Raw genomic sequence first — 16,998 nt, 5'->3', positions numbered from 1 at the left:
CGGTGGAGACCACGCTCCGGGACCTCGGCACGGTGGCCGGGGCCCCGGCGTCGGGTGACGGCGTACGCGAGATCGTCGGCGTGCTGGGAGGAATGGGCCCGGCCGCCACGGCGGACTTCTTCGCGAAGCTCGTGCGGGCGACGCCGGCGCGCGTCGACCAGGATCACCTCCGCACGATCATCTGGTCGGATCCGACGATCCCCGACCGCACCGCCGCCCTGCTGTCGGGCGGCACGGATCCCACGCCCTGGCTGCTTGCGGGTGCCCGCATGCTGCGGGCGGCCGGAGCGGGCGTGATCGCCGTGCCCTGCAACACGGCGCACGCGTTCCTCCCCTCCGTGCAGGCCGACGTCGGCGTGCCGTTCGTGCACATGATCGAAGAGACAGTCCTCCACATCCGGTCGAGGCTTCCGCGAGTGCGCCGCGTCGGCCTGCTGTCGACGACTGGCACTCAGGCGAGCGCGCTCTACGACGAGGCGCTCCGCAGGCACGGGCTCGAGCCGGTCGTTCCGCAGGCGGCCGCCCAGTCACGGGTCATGGCGGGGATCGCCCGGGTGAAGGCGGGGGTCGTCGACGAGCGCACGGCGTGGCTCGTGGCATCCGCTGCCCTGGAACTCATCGACGCCGGGGCGGAGACCCTCGTCGCCGGGTGCACCGAGCTGCCGATGGCGCTCGAGGCCACCGAGTTCGACGTGCCCGTGATCGACCCGACCCAGGTGCTCGCCGAAGCGGTGGTCGCTGCAGTCGGGCGCCCGCACGCCGCCTGAGCTGCGGCGTACCATGGCGGGCATGGGGGAAGTCAGCGACTATATCGCCGGTCTCGACGCGCCCGAGCGCGACGTCATGGAGCGCATCAGGGCGAGGGCGGTCTCGCTCGTGCCCGACGCGGTCGAGGGGGTGAGCTACGGCATGCCCGCGCTGCGGTACCGGGACTCGCCGCTGCTCAGCATCATGAAGGCCAAGGCGCACATCGGGCTCTATCCGTACAGTCCGCCCGTGATCGAGGCGGTCGCCTCGGAGCTCGAGGGGTACTCGTGGGCGAAGGGCACGATCAGGTTCACGCCCGAGCATCCGCTGCCCGAGTCGCTCGTCGATCGCATCATCCTGCTGCGCCGCGACGAGATCGACGAGAAGAAGAAGCGCTGAGAACGAGCAGAAGCGCTGAGAACGAGCAGAAGCACTGAGAACGAGCGGATGCCCCGGGGCGCGGCCCCGGGGCATCCGGTCACTGCGTTCGCGCTGATCAGCCGATGCGGATCATCTTCTTGTTGACGAACTCGTCGGCGCCGAAGCGGCCGAGCTCGCGGCCCGAGCCCGAGCGCTTCACGCCGCCGAAGGGCAGCTCGGCGCCGTCGGCGCCGACGACGTTCACGAAGACCATGCCGGCCTCGATCTTGTCGGCGACCCGAAGGGCCTGCTCGGAGTCGGTCGTGAAGACGTAGGAGCCGAGGCCGAACGGGGTGTTGTTCGCGAGCTCGACGGCCGCGTCTTCGTCGGCGACCTTGAAGACCTGCGCGACCGGGCCGAAGAACTCCTCGTGGAAGGCGTCGGAGTCGGGCTTGACGTCGGTCAGGATCGTCGCCGAGTAGTAGTTGCCGTTCTTCGTGCCGCCCGAGTGCAGGGTCGCGCCCTGGTCGACGGCGCGTGAGACCTGCTCGGCGAGTCCGTCGGCGGCCTTCGCCGACGAGAGCGGGCCGAGGGCGGTGCCCTCCTTGGCCGGGTCGCCCTCGACGACCTCGTTCATCGCGGCGGTGAACTTCTCGAGGAAGGGCTCGTAGAGGTCTTCGACGACGATGAAGCGCTTGGCGGCGTTGCAGGCCTGACCGTTGTTGTCGATGCGGGCGAAGACGGCGGCGCCGACTGCGGCGTCGAGGTCGTCGGTCGAGAGCAGGATGAAGGGGTCGGAGCCGCCGAGCTCGAGCACGACCTTCTTCAGGTGGCGGCCGGCGATCTCGGCGACCGCTGCGCCGGCGCGCTCGGAGCCCGTGAGTGAGACGCCCTGCACGCGCGGGTCGGCGATGACCTCGCCGATCTGGTCGTGCGAGGCGTAGATGTTCGTGTAGGCGCCCTCGGGGAAGCCGGCGTCGAGGAAGATCTGCTCCATCGCGGCGGACGACTCGGGGCACTGCTCGGCGTGCTTCAGCAGGATCGTGTTGCCGATGATGAGGTTCGGGCCGGCGAAGCGCGCGACCTGGTAGAACGGGAAGTTCCACGGCATGATGCCGAGCAGGGGGCCGAGCGACGAGCGGCGGATGAGGGCCGAGCCCTCGCCGGCCAGCAGGTCGATCTTCTCGTCGGCGAGCAGCGACTCGGCGTTGTCGGCGTAGTACTCGTAGATCGCGGCCGCGAACTCGACCTCGCCGACGGCCTGCTCGATGGGCTTGCCCATCTCGCGCACGATGATCTCGCCGAGCTCCTGTGCACGTTCGTTGTGCAGTTCGGCGACGCGGCGCATGAGGGCGGCGCGCTCGGCGACCGTCGACGTCTTCGACCAGGTGCGGTGCGTCTCGCTCGCCTTGGCGATGGCCGCCTGCAGTGCCTCGTCGGTGATGGTCTCGTACGACTTCACCGTCTCACCGGTGGCGGGGTTGATCACGGCATAGCTCATGGGGTTCTCCTTCTCGGGTGCAGACACTGCACTCACGCCAGAGCTCGTCTGCCGCCGTGCATACGCTCGACTTAAAGATATATCAGCGGATGATTCGAATCGACCCGGATGCCGCGGGGTCGACGAGTACCCGCAGTGGCGTGCCCGGGCACGGTTCGCCGGGGCCGCCCGGGTCGGTCAACTGGCCCACCTGCAGCTTCGGCTCGGTCGAGAGCACGACGCGGCCCTCTTCGTTGACGAGGGCCAGCGGGGCGTCGACGTCGAGGAAGGCGGCGAGCAGTTCGTTCTCGAGCCGGCGCACCGAGACATCGGCGCCGATGACCCCGACCATGCGGGTGGCGGCGGGCGTGCCGGCGCCGTCGTCCGTGCCCGTGCCCGTGCCCGAGCCCGTGCCGGTGCTGGTGCCGATCGCGGCGTGCACCGGCATGGTCATCGTCAGGATGTAGTCGCACGTGCAGAGGTGATCGACATACGGCCCGGTCACGTGCGCATGACGCGTCGTCGCGGGGATGCGGTACCACTCGAGCGCCCGGAAGTCGCGGAGGTACTCGGTGTAGCCGCGAGTGCTGAGGTCGAGACGCGTCGGTTCGGTCGTGGAGCCGAGCACCGGGTTCGCGTCGAGCGGTCCGAGCCACCAGGCGAAGTGCACGTCGCGGCCGCGCACGATCTCGCCGTCGGCGATGAACCCCGCGCCGACGAGGAGCGGCTCGGGCTCGGTGAGCCGGGGGAGCACGAGCCCCGCGACGAGGGAGTCGAGCGCCGCGGGGTGCACAGCCGGCGCGTCGTCGATGAGCTGCTCGACCGGCGTGCGCCACGCGGCGAGCTGGTCGAAGACGCTCGTGAAGACCGCGCCGACCGCGGCGGCGACGTCAGGCGCTGACCGGCTCATCGAGCGCACCTCCCCGTTCGATCCTGGCCTTCGCCGCGAGCAGCGGCACCGAGAGGCCGCGCACGAGATCGCCGGCGGCCTCGCGGGCCTCGGCTGGGCGGTGCGCCGCGACGGCGCGGACGATGCGGCGGTCGTGCGCCGCGGCATCCGCTCGCTGTTCGCCGTCGTCGAGGCCGAGGAGCAGGAGCGGACCGAACTCGGCCTGCAGCCGGATCTGCTCGCGCACGAGTCGGGCCGACTGGCTGAGCACGGCGACCTCGAGGAAGAAGCCGCCCTGGTTCGTGCGAGCGGATGCGGCGGTGCCGAAGTCGGCCGCCGCGAGCCACGCGTCGAGGCGCTCGGCGTCGCCCACGGACGCGCGCTCGGCAGCCCGTTCGGCGGTGCCGGCGAGGATGGCGCCGAAGTAGACGGCCATGTCGCTGAGCTCGACCTGGGCGAGCCCGCGGAGGCGGGTGGTGATGAGCGAGCGGTGGTCGGCGTCGTCGGCGACGACGAAGCTGCCGCCCTCGCGGCCGCGGCGGGTCTCGACGAGTCCGGCCTCGCGGAGGATGCCGAGACCCTCGCGCACGGTGATGAGGGCCACGCCGAAGCGGCGGGCGAGCTCGGGTTCGCTCGGCAGGCGCTCGCCGGCGCCGAGCACACCGAGCACGATGCCGTCGGTGAGGCGCTGTGCGACCTGCTCGGCGCGGCCGGCATCGGCGAGCTGGGCGAACACGGCTTCGCGCGCCCCCGGCCCGACCCTCGATTCCATGACCGCAACCTTACTGCGTGAGTCGCGGGGTGCAGTCGTGCCGGGTCGGGAGGAGATCGGGGCTTCGGGAGGACGAGTTCGGGGTGAATCTCCTCCCAACAGCACTTTCTCCTCCGGTTGCAGGTGGCAGGCTGAGGTGGGGGCGGCGATTCGAAAAAGAATCGATATAGGATGATTGCGCGGCCGGAGCGCCGCCGACATGCGAAGGCGGATGGGATGCACGAGCGACGGGCCGACGATGCGACCGGCGATGTGCGCACGGAGATGCGCACCGGAGTGCTCTCGGGCGTGCGCGTCGCCGACTTCTCGCGCGTGCTCGCCGGGCCCTATGCCACGATGATGCTCGCCGATTTCGGCGCCGACGTCGTGAAGATCGAATCCCCGGCCGGCGATGACACCCGGCACTGGCGCCCGCCCGTCGACGCGAGCGGCCAGGCCACCTACTTCGGCAGCGTCAACCGCAACAAGCGCTCGGTCGCCCTCGACCTGACGGATGCCGCGGGGCTCGCCGAAGCGCAACGACTCGCGGCCTCGGCCGACGTCGTCGTCGAGAACTTCCGCCCCGGCGTGATGGACCGCTTCGGGCTCTCGTACGAGTCGGTGCGCGCCATGAACCCGGGCGTCGTCTACTGCTCGATCACGGGCTTCGGCACGGGCGAGGGCGCCGCGCTCGCGGGATACGACCTGCTCGTGCAGGCCGTGGGCGGGCTCATGTCGATCACCGGGGCCGTCGACGGCGAGCCCGCGAAGGCCGGCGTCGCGCTTGTCGACGTGCTCACCGGGCAGAACGCCGTCGCGGGCATCCTGCTCGCCCTCCGGGAACGCGACCGCACGGGGCTCGGCCAGCGCGTCGAGGTGAACCTGCTGCAAGGCCTGCTCTCGGCGCTCACGAACCAGGCCGCCTCGACGCTCGCGACCGGCGTGCCGCCGCAGCGCCTCGGCAACGCGCACCCGAGCATCGCGCCCTACGCCGTGTTCCGTGCGGCCGACCGCGAGCTCGTGATCGCCGTCGGCAACGACAAGCAGTTCCGGGCGCTCGCCGCGGTGCTCGATGTTCCGTCGCTCGCGGACGACCCGCGGTTCGCGAGCAATGGCGAGCGGGTCGCGCATCGCGCCGAGCTCACGGCGCTCATCGAGGAGCGGCTCGCCGCGGCATCCGCTGCGCACTGGATCGAGGCGCTCAGCGCCGCCGGTGTTCCCGCCGGTCTCGTGAACGACGTCGCCGAGGCGATCGCGTTCGGCGAAGCGCTCGGCCTCGACCCCGTGGCGGAGATCGGCGCCGGGCCCATCGCGAACGGCACCGCCACGAGCCGCACGATCGCGAACCCGATCGGCCTCTCGGCGAGCCCCGCCGTCTACCGAACTCCGCCGCCCGCGCTCGGCGCACACGCCGGCGCCGATTGGCACCAGACCCCCTCGAAAGGAACGCACCCGTGACCCACGCACCCTCCATCGACGCCGTGTTCGACCTCGACGCCCTGCTGAGCGCCGAGGAGCGCGAGTGGCAGCTGAAGGCGCGTGCATTCGCGCAGGAGCGCATCCTCCCGGTCATCGAGGACGACTTCGAGGCCAAGCACTTCCGCCGCGAGTTCGTGAAGGAGCTCGGTGAGCTCGGCCTGCTCGGCATGCACCTGCAGGGCTACGGATGCGCCGGCGCGGGCGCCGTGTCGTACGGCCTCGTGTGCCTCGAGCTCGAGGCCGCCGACAGCGGCTGGCGCACCTTCGTGTCGGTGCAGGGCTCGCTCGCGATGAGCGCGATCCACAAGTACGGCTCCGAGGAGCAGAAGCAGCAGTGGCTGCCGGGCATGGCCGCCGGCGACCTCATCGGATGCTTCGCGCTCACCGAACCGCAGGGCGGCTCCGACCCCGCGGGCATGACGACGACCGCGCGCCGCGACGGCGACGGCTGGGTGATCGACGGCACTAAGCGCTGGATCGGCCTCGCCTCGCTCGCCGATGTCGCCGTGGTCTGGGCGAAGGTCGACGACCCGTCGGGCGCGTTCGGCGACGGCGGCAGCGCGGTGCGCGGGTTCCTCGTGCCGACCTCGACGCCGGGCTTCACGGCGACGCCGATCGACGGCAAGCTCTCGATGCGCGCCTCGGTGCAGTGCGACATCTCGTTCGATGGCGTGCGGGTCGGCGATGATGCGATCCTGCCGGGGGCACGCGGGCTGAGCGGCCCGTTCGGCTGCCTCAACGAAGCGCGCTACGGCATCGTGTGGGGCGCGATGGGTGCGGCGCGCTCGTGCCTCGAGGCCGCGATCGAGCGTTCGACGTCGCGTGAGGTGTTCGGCAAGCCGATCGGCGCGAACCAGCTCATCCAGGCGAAGCTCGCCGACATGTTCCTCGAGGTCGAGAAGGGCATCCTGCTCGCCCTGCACCTCGGGCGCCTGAAGGAGCGTGGCACGCTCACGCCCGCGCAGATCTCGGTCGGCAAGCTCAACAGCGTGCGTGAGGCGCTCGCGATCGCGCACGAGGCGCGCGCCATCCTCGCGGGCGACGGCATCACGAACGCGTGGCCCGTCATGCGCCATGCGGCGAACCTCGAGTCGGTCCGCACCTACGAGGGCACCGACGAGATCCACCAGCTGATCCTCGGGCGCGAGCTCACGGGACTGAACGCGTTCTGAGCTCGAGAGCAGCAGGAGGACGACATGGGTGAGACGAGAGCGGATGCCGCGGGCATCGCGCCGCGCGACGAGCAGCGGCACGACGACGACGTGATCGTGACGGATGCCGCGGCCGACGTCGAGGTCGCCGTGCGGCTCGCCGCGGCATCCGGATTCGAACGCAGCTCGCGGGCCGATCGCGCCCGGTGGCTCACCGCGCTCGCCGAAGCGCTCGACGCGCACCGCGACGAACTCGTCGCGCTCGCCGCCGAAGAGACCCGCCTGAGCCCGGCACGGCTCACGGGCGAGGTCACCCGCACGGCGACGCAGTTGCGCTTCTTCGCCGGGGTCGCGCTCGAGGGGTCGTACGTCGAGGCGACGCTCGACGCACCCGACGCCTCGCTCACCCCGCCGAGGCCCGACCTGCGCCGCATGCTCCGCCCGCTCGGTGTGGTTGCGGTCTTCGCCGCGTCGAACTTCCCGTTCGCGTTCTCGGTGCTCGGGGGCGACACCGCGTCGGCACTCGCCGCGGGCTGCCCGGTCGTCGTGAAGGCGCACCCGGGGCATCCGCGGCTCTCGCGACGCGTCGTCGAGATCGCCCGCGCTTCCCTTACCGATGCCGGATCCCCCTCGTCGGCCCTCGCCCTCGTCGACGGCTTCGAGGCCGGCACCGCGCTCGTGCGGCATCCGCTCGTCTCAGCGGTCGGCTTCACCGGCTCGACCCGCGGCGGCCGCGCACTCTTCGACCTCGCCTCGGCACGGCCCGCGCCGATCCCGTTCTACGGTGAGCTCGGCTCGATCAACCCGGTCGTCGTGACGCCGGACGCCGCAGCTGACGTCGCGGCGATCGCGGCCGGGCTCGCGGGCTCGTTCACCCGCGACGGCGGCCAGTACTGCACGAAGCCGGGGCTCGTCTTCGTGCCCGAGGGCTCGGGATTCGAGGCGGCGCTCGTCGCCGCGCTCGCCGACGCCCCGTCGCAGGCGCTGCTCACCGACGGCATCGCGAGCGCCTTCGACTCGGGCTCGGCGGGCCTCTCCGCCCGCGACGACGTCGAGGTCGTCTTCGCCGGCGAACGGGCGACGGATGCCGCGGCGCCCGTCGTCATCGCCACGACGGTCGAGGGCTTCGTCGCTGCACACGAGGCGTTCCTCGAGGAGTGCTTCGGCCCGCTCACGTTGCTCGTGCGGTACCCCGCCGAGGGTTCCGCCGCGCCCGGCGCCCCGCTCGCGGATGCGCTCGGCGGCTCGCTCGTCGCCGCGCTCGCCGTGCTCGAGGGCTCGCTCACCGGCACGATCCACCACGCGCCGGGCGAAGACGTCGTCGAGCTCACCGAGGCCCTCGCCCGGGTGGCCGGACGCGTCGTCTACAACGGCTGGCCCACGGGCGTCGCGATCGCCTGGGCGCAGCACCACGGGGGCGGTTGGCCCGCGACGACCGCGTCGGTGCACACCTCGGTGGGCGCCACCGCGATCCGCCGCTGGCTCACGCCGATCGCCTACCAGGACGCCCCGGCCGCCGTGCTTCCGCCCGAGCTCACCGACGGCAACCCGCTCGGCATCCCGCGCCGCGAAGACGGCGTGCTCGTCGCCTGACGACCGCCGCCGGCACTCTTCGAGGAGTGTTCGGGCGCAGTGGTCTAGGACTGTTCAGGCGCACCGGTCTCGTTCGAGCCGAAATCTCCTCGGCTGCGGCCGGAATGCGGCGGCGCCTCCTGAGAAACGGCGAGTGCCCTGACGCGCGTCTGGCGCGCCGACCGATCTTGGGTTACGCTCTCAAAGCGCTCAGTGTTACCGGGAACATTTCTGAGGCGAAGGCGGATGTCTTCGCTCGTGACGACCCCGATGCGCCCCCGTAATCCCAGACATCGAGGAGGATGTCCCGTGCACGATCCCTACCGATCGACTCCCCGGCCGCGCAGCGGGGTGCTCCGCGGCCTCGGCACCATCGTCGCCACATGGGCGCTCGTGCTCGGCCTCGCCGCTCCCGCGGCGCATGCGGAGACGCCCACCGACGCGGTCGCGAACTTCACCTTCGACGAGGCACCGACCGGGGGTGCGTTCACCTCGGGTGAGGTTCGCGCGACGGTCCGGGGCGATGCCTCGCTCGTCGCGGGCAAGGAGGGACAGGGCACCGCGGCCCGGATCGGCGCCGGATTCTGGCTCGATCTCGCGAAGCCCGACGGGTCGCCTGTGCTGCAGGGGCTCGACGCCGTCACGTTCTCGTACGACCGCAAGCCCGAGAACGGCAACCAGGGCTGGACGATCTTCGCCTCTCGCTCTGCAGCCCCGAACGTCTTCGAGAGCGAGACCTACCTCGGCGCCATCGACACCGCATCGGCCATCACCGTCGAGCGCTACAACAACGCGGGGTTCCGCAACGTCGACGGCAACATCACGGCCGCCGCGAGCCTGGCCGACTGGAAGCACGTCGACCTCGTCATCGACGGTGCCACGGCGAAGCTCTACGTCGACCACAAGCTCGTCGGCGAGAACACGACCGGTCATACGCTCACCAGCATCCTGGGCGAGACGGGCGGCGTGCTGCAGGTCGGCAAGGCCAACTGGGGCGCCGGCGAGTACTTCACCGGGCTCATCGACAACCTGACGATCACTCCGCGCGCGCTCAGCGACGATGAACTGCGCCCGCCGAGCGAGGTGCTCGCGCAGCAGGATGCCGACGGCATCGCGATCGTGAACGCCGACGACATCCGCGGCAACTTCTCCCTGCCGCTCACGGGAGCACAGGGCTCCACCATCGCGTGGAAGGTCACGAGCGGCAGCGAGTTCGCAACACTCGAGAACGGCGTCAACGACAGCACGCAGCGCGTGGTCGTCACCCGACCCGCGGCCGGCGGCTCCGCCGCGAGCGTCGAGTTGCAGGCGACGGTCACCAACGAGGGCGCGACGGCGACGAAGGACGTCACCGTGTCGGTCGCGCCGAAGCCCGCAGACGCGGGCGACCCCGAGGCCTACGTCTGGGCCTTCTTCACCGGTGAGGGCCTCGGCGGTGAGAAGATCAGCCTCGCCGCCTCGAAGGGCAACAACGCGCTCGACTGGTACACCCTGAACGAGGGCGAGCCGCTGTTCACCTCGACGCTCGGCGAGCAGGGCCTGCGGGATCCGTTCATCATCCGCTCGCACGACGGCGACAAGTTCTACATGCTCGCCACCGACCTCAAGATCGCCGGGCGCGCCGGCAACGGCTTCATGACCGCGCAGGTCAACGGCTCGCTCGGCATGGAGGTCTGGGAGTCGACGAACCTCGTCGACTGGACGGCTCAGCGCCACGCGGTCGTGAACACCCCGCTCGCGGGCAACACCTGGGCCCCCGAGGCGTACTGGGACGACGAGCTGGGCACCTACGTCGTGTACTGGGCGTCGAACCTCTACGACACCGAGAACGCAGCCGCGCGCCCCGCCAGCCCGAACTACAACCGCATGATGTACGTCACCACCGACGACTTCGTGAGCTTCTCCGAGCCGCAGGTCTGGATCGACGTCGACCGCCGGGGCCAAGCCGGTTCGGGATCGATCGACGTCTCGGTGCAGAAGGTCGGCGACGAGTACGTGCGCGTCTACAAGGACGAGAACACGATGTCGCTCCGTCAGGAGAAGTCGAGCGACCTGCTCGCGACCGTCGGTGGATCCGGAGCGAAGGACTACTCCTCGACGGTCGGCGCCACGAGCGGCTGGTCGCAGATGGGCACCGAGATCGGCAACGGCAGCGACAACGGCTATGGCGGCACCTTCACCGGTGGCGAGGGTCCCTCGCTGTTCAAGGCGAACCCGGGAGACGTGAACGGCTACCAGTACTACCTGTTCGCCGACCAGCCGAGCTACCACGACGGCCCGAACCACTACGTGCCGATGGCGACCGAGGACATCATGGACGCCGCCCAGTGGGAGGTCATCGGCGACGAGATGCCGAAGGCCGCCTTCCCCTCGAACTCCGACGGCGGCATGCCCCGCCACGGCACGATCCTCCCCGTCACGAAGGCGGAGCACGACGCCCTGCTCGACGAGTACCTCGGTGACATCGAGGTCGAGTCGTTCGAACCTCTCGCCGTCGAGACCATGGCGGGCGTCACGCCCGACCTGCCGGCCACGGTGGCGCTGCACATGAAGAGCGGCGAGACCAAAGAGGTCGGCACGATCTGGAACGCGGTGCCGGCTGCCGACTACGCCGAGGCGGGCACGAGCTTCGTCGTGAAGGGCGCCGCGAAGGACGCGTCGCACTTCCCGATCGAGGTGACGGTGACCGTCACCGAGAAGGCGGAGGCCGTCGACGGGCTGCTCGCGAACTACGCGTTCACGCAGACGACCGGTGCCGCTGTGACCAACGACGGCGGCAACGCCGGGCCCGCGCGAGTGCAGAACCAGGATGATGCCCAGTGGACGGGCCACTCGCTGAAGCTCACGGGCGGCGCCAAGGGCGGCCCGGGCAACTGGGTTCGTCTGCCGAACGACCTGCTCACCGGAGCGGACGCGGCGACCATCACCACCGAGGTGAAGATCGACCCGTCGATGAAGCACCTGCACAACTTCCTCTGGAACATCGGGGCGGAGAACGACCAGGCCCACTACTTCTTCGTCGGCCTGCGTGATGACGAGGTGTTCCCGCCCCGCGCCGACATCAGGAACGGCAGTGCGGAGGCGATCGCGGCCACGAGCGGCGACATCGACTTCGGCCGGTGGACGTCGGTCACGACGACGATCGACGGCGCGACCGACGAGCTGCTCCTGTACTTCGACGGCGAACTCGTGGCGAAGGCTGCGACGACGCTCGAACCGAAGGACATCGCCGACCAGACGATGAACACGATCGGGAAGTCCCCGTGGCCCGACCCGCTCTTCAAGGGGGAGATCGCCACCTTCCGGGTCTACGACCGGGCGATGGACGCCGACGAGGTGCGCCAGATCAGCGATCAGGACGCACTGCTGCACGACGACGAGCTCCAGGCAGTCGCCCAGGCGAAGGTCGACGGACTCACCGTGCCCGAGGGGGAGATCGACGCGGACTACGTCGCACTCCCGACGGCCGGCGGCAGTGTCGCCTGGGCGTCGAGCACGCCCTCCGTGATCGATGCCGACGGCACGGTCACTCAGCCCGACGCGGGCGCTGCGCCCGTCGCCGTCGACCTGACGGCGAGCTACACCTTCCGCGGTCTCGCAGCCGAGCGCACGATCACCGTCACGGTGCTGCCGACGAGCGCGAGCGCCGAGGAGCAGGCGGCGACGGCGGCCGAGCGTTACGTGATCCCGCCCCTGGTGCGCTCGGGCACGAAGCTGCCCGCGGCGCCGAAGGGCGTCATCGTGACGCCCGTCTCCGTGACCGGTGGCGCGTCCCTCGACGACGGCGCGCTCGTGCTCGACGGCAGCACGGCCGCCGACACCGAAGTGACCGTCTCGGTCGCCCGGGAATCCGCGCCGGAGGTCGCCATCGAAAAGACGTTCTCCGTACGGGTGCTGCCCGAGTCGAAGGCGCGGGAGCTCGCCGGCTACCACCGCACGCCGACGAGCGAGTTCGAGGCGAACAACGCCGACGTCGCGCTCAGCATGCACCTCGCGCTGCAGAGCGACTCGACGTCGGCCGCGAACGGGTGGACGCCGCTCAACGAGAACTACGGTGTCTTCTTCCCGAAGACCTCCGCGCCCGTCCCGATGACGGGGCCGAACCCGAACACCTTCACCCGCAGCCTCATCGATCCCGCGGTGTTCCAGCTGCGCGGTGACGAGGGCTACGGCGTCGTGAGCACGCGGGTGCGGCGCGGCGGCGGTGCCGACGGCACGCAGGCGAACCAGGTGCTCGTGGCGACCACGCCCGACCTGCTCGACTACACCGAGCTGGGCCTGCTCACGCTCGACGAGGCCGGCGGGGTCAACGCGCCGACGGTGGTGTACGACGCGTCGGGCGATGCCTACGTCGTGTCGTGGACGACCGACTCCGGCGCCGGTCGGCACCAGGTCTTCACCGACCTCGCGGCGGCCGTGACCGGCACGGGCGGCGGAGCCGGCGGCGAGTCAGCGTCGGGCCGGGCCACCGGTTCGCATCGCACGACGGACCTCGAGATCGACGACTTCGCCGCGGGCACCGTGCTGACCGTTCCCGAGAGCGTCGCGCACCGGCTCGAGAACCGCCTCGGGCGGATCACGAACACGGGGTACCAGGGGTTCGAGGACCTGACCGTCATCAAGAAGACGCCGGTCGACGACCTCGGGCTGCCCGAACAGGTGACGCTCGACTACTCGGACGGCTCGACTGCGAAGCTGCCGATCTCCGACTGGGATCTCGGTGACCTCAACCTGAAGAAGCCGGGCACCTACACGGTCACGGGCACGGTCGAGCAGAAGAAGTACCCGAAGCCGTTCGCGGTGGAGCGCGCCGACCCCTCGGCGTTCAAGTACGACTGGAACGGTCGGACGAAGTACCTGATGATCGCGACGAACGACCTGAACGAGCGCCATGTCGACCAGTACGGCAACGCGTTCATGCCGGTCAGGATCGGCGACACGCTCACCGAGCTCGCCGACGTTGCGCAGCCCGACCCGAACGATCCGCAGACGGAGGAGATCCACCTGCTGAAGAAGGGCGACCTCGACGCGCAGGGCAAGGCGATGACCGGCTGCTTCTGGGCGCCCGAGTTCCAGGTGATCGGCGGCAAGCTGTCGATCCTCTTCATGCCCTGCTACGACCAGAACGGCGGGCCCGACTACATCACGGGTCGCGCGTCGATCATGCAGCTGCAGCAGGACGACGCCGGCGACGACCTCGACCCGGCCGATCCGGCGAACTGGTCGAAGCCGGAGTGGATCCTCCGCGCCGACGGCACCACCAACCTGAACACGGACGTGCCGGCGAGCAACCAGATCTCGCTCGACATGACCTACTTCCAGGACGCGGCGGGGCAGTCGTACTACGCGTGGCAGTCGAACTGCTCGACGTACATCGCGACGATGGATCCCGCACACCCGAACCGCGTGACGAGCGACCCCGCGCGGATCGTCTCGCCGGAGTACGCCTGGGACAACTCCTGCGCCGAGGGTCCGAACGTGCTCACGCGCGAGGGGAAGCTGCTCATGACGTACGCGGGATCGCAGGTCGGCTACACCTACGCCACGGGGCTCGCGGTCGCGCCGACCTCGGGTGCGAACCTCCTCGATCCTGCATCGTGGAAGAAGCTCAACTACCCGCTGCTGAAGTCGGGCGAGTTCGAGGGCGAGTGGCAGCTCGGCACCGGGCACGGCATGTGGTCGGAGGACGAGGACGGCAACATCGTGCACGTCTTCCACGCGAAGACCGACGCGGGCTTCGGCGAGTACACGGTCGGACGCGACATGTTCGTGCGCCGGGTCCACTTCGACGCCGAGGGCATCCCGGTGCTCGACATGGAGTCGTCGGAAGAGCTCGCATCGCCCACGGTCACGATGCAGGTCATCGTGAAGGCTTCGCCGAACGCGTGCTCTGCACACGCCGGGAAGCCCGTGCTTGCCGACCCGTTCGACCTGCGGAACGGATGGACCTGCACGGGCCGGAAGCAGTAGTCGGAGAAATCAGGGAGCGAATCCATGACGGCGGGGTCGGGGCGAATGCCCCGGCCCCGCCGTCATCCGCGCCGCTGTGGGAATGCAACGCGGGGTAACGCCGTTTTCCTCACGGGCGAGGCCGTGATGGACTCGACCACGCGGCACGGAACCACGAGCCGCTCAGCACTCCCCACGAACGGAGCTCCACATGTCTCGCGCCCCCCGGGTCCGCACCCTGCTCGGCCTCGCCGCAGCCTCCGCCGCCGTCGTCGCACTCGCCGCCTGCTCGAGCGGTTCGCCCGCGTCGAGCGAGGCCGCCGACGACAACGAGTACGGACTGGTGAAGGCCGGAACGCTGACCGTCGCGACCGAGGGCACCTACCCGCCCTTCACCTACCACGAGGGCGGCGCGGGCGAGCTCGTCGGCTACGACGTCGAGGTCGCAGAGGCCGTCGCCGAGAAGCTCGGCCTCGAGATCCAGTTCGAGGAGACCCAGTGGGACGCGATCTTCGCGGGCCTCGACGCCGGCCGCTTCGACGTCATCGCGAACCAGGTGTCGATCAACCCCGAGCGTGAGGAGAGCTACCTCTTCTCGACGCCGTACACGGTGTCGCCGAGCGTCATCGTGGTGAACGAGGGCGACGACTCGATCTCGAGCTTCGACGACCTCGCGGGCAAGACCACGGCGCAGTCGCTCACGAGCAACTTCTACCAGCTCGCCGTCGACGCGGGCGCGAACGTCGAGGCCGTCGAGGGCTGGGCGCAGGCCGTCGCCCTCCTCGAGCAGGGCCGCGTCGATGCGACCGTGAACGACAAGCTCACCTACCTCGACTACCTCAAGCAGACGCCCGACGCGAAGCTCGCCGTCGCCGCCGAGACCGACCCGACCGAGAGCGCCCTCACCTTCGCGAAGGACAAGACCGCACTCGTGAAGGCCGTCGACGAGGCGCTCGCCGAACTCCGCGAGGAGGGCGTGCTCGCAGAACTCGGCGAGAGGTACTTCGGCGAGGATGTCTCGCAGTAGCGCTCGACAGCACCACCACGGCGGATGCCGCGTTCCGCCCCTGATTCGCACTCGGAGCACTGCCCGAGTGGAATCATGGGGGACGCGGCATCCGCCGTATACCGGAAGGCGGTGAGGCGATGACCGAGTGGCAGCTCGCGCTCGACTCGTTCTGGCCATTGTTCTGGGGCGGCATCAGCGGCACCATCCCGCTCGCAGTGGCCTCCTTCGCACTCGGTCTCGTACTGGCACTCGGCGTCGCGCTCATGCGCCTCAGCCGCAACCGGGTGGTCAGCGGAATCGCGAGGTTCTACATCTCGGTGATCCGCGGCACGCCGCTGCTCGTGCAGCTGTTCGTGATCTTCTACGGCATGCCGTCGATCGGCATCACGATCGACCCCTGGCCGAGCGCGATCATCGCGTTCTCGCTGAACGTCGGCGGGTACGCGGCCGAGGTGATCAGGGCGGCGATCCTCTCGGTGCCGAAGGGGCAGTGGGAGGCCGGATACACGATCGGCATGTCGCCCGGCACGACGCTCACCCGGCTGATCCTGCCGCAGGCCGCCCGCGTCTCGGTGCCGCCGCTGTCGAACACCTTCATCTCGCTCGTGAAGGACACCTCGCTCGCCTCGCTGATCCTCGTGACCGAGATGTTCCGGGTGGCGCAGGAGATCGCCGCGTTCAGCCGCGAGTTCCTGCTCATCTACATCGAGGCGGCGCTCATCTACTGGCTGTTCTGCCTCGTGCTCTCGAGCGGACAGAACCTGCTCGAGAAGCGATTGGACCGCTATGTCGCCCACTGATCCGCTCGCCCCTGCAGCGATGCCGGATGATTCGGTGCTGCTGTCGGCACGCGGCATCCGCAAGTCGTTCGGCGACAACGAGGTGCTGCGCTCGATCGATCTCGAGGTGCGGCGCGGCGAGGTTGTCGTGCTCATCGGCCCGAGCGGCTCGGGCAAGACGACCGTGCTGCGCTCGCTCAACGGACTCGAGACGCCGAGTGCCGGCACGATCGACTTCGCCGGCGGCCCGGTCATCGACTTCGCGTCGCCGGTGCCGAAGGCCCAGCGCTACGCGCTCCGCGACCGCTCCGCGATGGTGTTCCAGCAGCACAACCTCTTTCCGCACATGACGGTCATCGAGAACGTCATCGAGGGCCCGGTGCGCGTGCAGAAGGTGCCGAAGAAGCAGGCTGTCGCCGAGGCATCCGCTCTGCTCGATCGCGTGGGTCTGGCGGAGAAGCGCGACGCCTACCCCTTCGAGCTCTCGGGCGGGCAGCAGCAGCGCGTCGGCATCGTGCGGGCGCTCGCCCTCAAGCCGCAGCTGCTGCTCTTCGACGAGCCGACGAGCGCGCTCGACCCCGAACTGGTCGGCGAGGTGCTGCAGGTCATCAAGGAGCTCGCCGACGAGGGCTGGACCATGGTCGTCGTGACCCACGAACTGAGCTTCGCGCGGCAGGCGGCCGACGAGGTGCTCTTCATGGACGGCGGCGTCGTCGTCGAGCGCGGCTCGCCCGGTGCGATCTTCACGAACCCGACGCACGAGCGCACGCGGCGCTTCCTCGACCGCATCCTGCGGCCGCTCGAGGACGACGACGGCGGCTAGCGTTGAAGC

At 70.1% G+C, this 16,998-nt stretch carries 12 protein-coding genes; 9 read left to right on the top strand and 3 right to left on the bottom strand.

Going from position 1 to position 16,998, the window contains the following annotated elements; all coding sequences use genetic code 11:
• Positions 1-2 precede the first annotated feature (2 nt).
• Together VPH61_RS02240 and VPH61_RS02235 are read left to right on the top strand one after the other, a co-directional pair.
• Positions 3-767 carry an aspartate/glutamate racemase family protein gene (locus tag VPH61_RS02240; RefSeq protein ID WP_332061893.1) on the top strand — a complete coding sequence of 255 codons (765 nt, stop codon included), beginning with the start codon at positions 3-5 and terminating at the stop codon, positions 765-767.
• Between the two features lie 22 nt (positions 768-789).
• Complete coding sequence (locus tag VPH61_RS02235; protein WP_332061892.1) at positions 790-1,146, top strand: iron chaperone; 357 nt, start codon at positions 790-792, stop codon at positions 1,144-1,146.
• Between the two features lie 97 nt (positions 1,147-1,243).
• On the opposite strand, the gene VPH61_RS02230 is transcribed toward VPH61_RS02235, so the two are convergent.
• From VPH61_RS02230 to VPH61_RS02220, 3 genes are all read right to left on the bottom strand, one after another.
• The gene (locus VPH61_RS02230; protein ID WP_332061891.1) at positions 1,244-2,608 is read right to left on the bottom strand and encodes an NAD-dependent succinate-semialdehyde dehydrogenase; all 1,365 of its coding nucleotides are present in this window, start codon (positions 2,606-2,608) and stop codon (positions 1,244-1,246) included.
• A gap of 82 nt (positions 2,609-2,690) precedes the next feature.
• Positions 2,691-3,497: a hypothetical protein gene (locus VPH61_RS02225; RefSeq protein ID WP_332061890.1), complete on the bottom strand. Its 807-nt coding sequence runs from the start codon at positions 3,495-3,497 to the stop codon at positions 2,691-2,693.
• On the bottom strand, positions 3,478-4,248 hold the full coding sequence (locus VPH61_RS02220; protein WP_332061889.1) for a FadR/GntR family transcriptional regulator: 771 nt from the start codon (positions 4,246-4,248) through the stop codon (positions 3,478-3,480). Before VPH61_RS02220 ends, VPH61_RS02225 begins: the two co-directional genes overlap by 20 nt.
• A gap of 216 nt (positions 4,249-4,464) precedes the next feature.
• On the opposite strand from VPH61_RS02220, the gene VPH61_RS02215 reads away from it, so the two are divergent.
• From VPH61_RS02215 to VPH61_RS02185, 7 genes are all read left to right on the top strand, one after another.
• Positions 4,465-5,685 (top strand): CaiB/BaiF CoA transferase family protein, encoded by a 1,221-nt coding sequence (locus tag VPH61_RS02215; protein WP_442879039.1) that lies wholly within the window; start codon positions 4,465-4,467, stop codon positions 5,683-5,685.
• Positions 5,682-6,878: an acyl-CoA dehydrogenase family protein gene (locus VPH61_RS02210; RefSeq protein WP_332061888.1), complete on the top strand. Its 1,197-nt coding sequence runs from the start codon at positions 5,682-5,684 to the stop codon at positions 6,876-6,878. The genes VPH61_RS02215 and VPH61_RS02210 overlap by 4 nt, the downstream gene beginning before the upstream one ends.
• 24 nt (positions 6,879-6,902) lie before the next feature.
• Positions 6,903-8,450, top strand: a complete 1,548-nt coding sequence (locus VPH61_RS02205; RefSeq protein ID WP_332061887.1) for an aldehyde dehydrogenase family protein — start codon at positions 6,903-6,905, stop codon at positions 8,448-8,450.
• A 288-nt stretch (positions 8,451-8,738) separates the two neighbouring features.
• A complete protein-coding gene (locus VPH61_RS02200) occupies positions 8,739-14,399 on the top strand; it encodes a LamG-like jellyroll fold domain-containing protein (protein WP_332061886.1) in 5,661 nt (1,886 codons plus the stop codon).
• Positions 14,400-14,589: 190 nt separating this feature from the next.
• A complete protein-coding gene (locus tag VPH61_RS02195) occupies positions 14,590-15,405 on the top strand; it encodes an amino acid ABC transporter substrate-binding protein (RefSeq protein WP_332061885.1) in 816 nt (271 codons plus the stop codon).
• A gap of 119 nt (positions 15,406-15,524) precedes the next feature.
• Positions 15,525-16,187 carry an amino acid ABC transporter permease gene (locus VPH61_RS02190; RefSeq protein ID WP_332061884.1) on the top strand — a complete coding sequence of 221 codons (663 nt, stop codon included), beginning with the start codon at positions 15,525-15,527 and terminating at the stop codon, positions 16,185-16,187.
• Positions 16,174-16,989: an amino acid ABC transporter ATP-binding protein gene (locus VPH61_RS02185; RefSeq protein ID WP_332061883.1), complete on the top strand. Its 816-nt coding sequence runs from the start codon at positions 16,174-16,176 to the stop codon at positions 16,987-16,989. The genes VPH61_RS02190 and VPH61_RS02185 overlap by 14 nt, the downstream gene beginning before the upstream one ends.
• Positions 16,990-16,998: the final 9 nt, after the last annotated feature.

This window comes from Agromyces sp. CCNWLW203, assembly GCF_036576125.1.
In the GTDB taxonomy this organism is placed as follows: Bacteria; Actinomycetota; Actinomycetes; order Actinomycetales; family Microbacteriaceae; genus Agromyces.
This window is presented reverse-complemented; position numbering and strand designations above follow the sequence as displayed.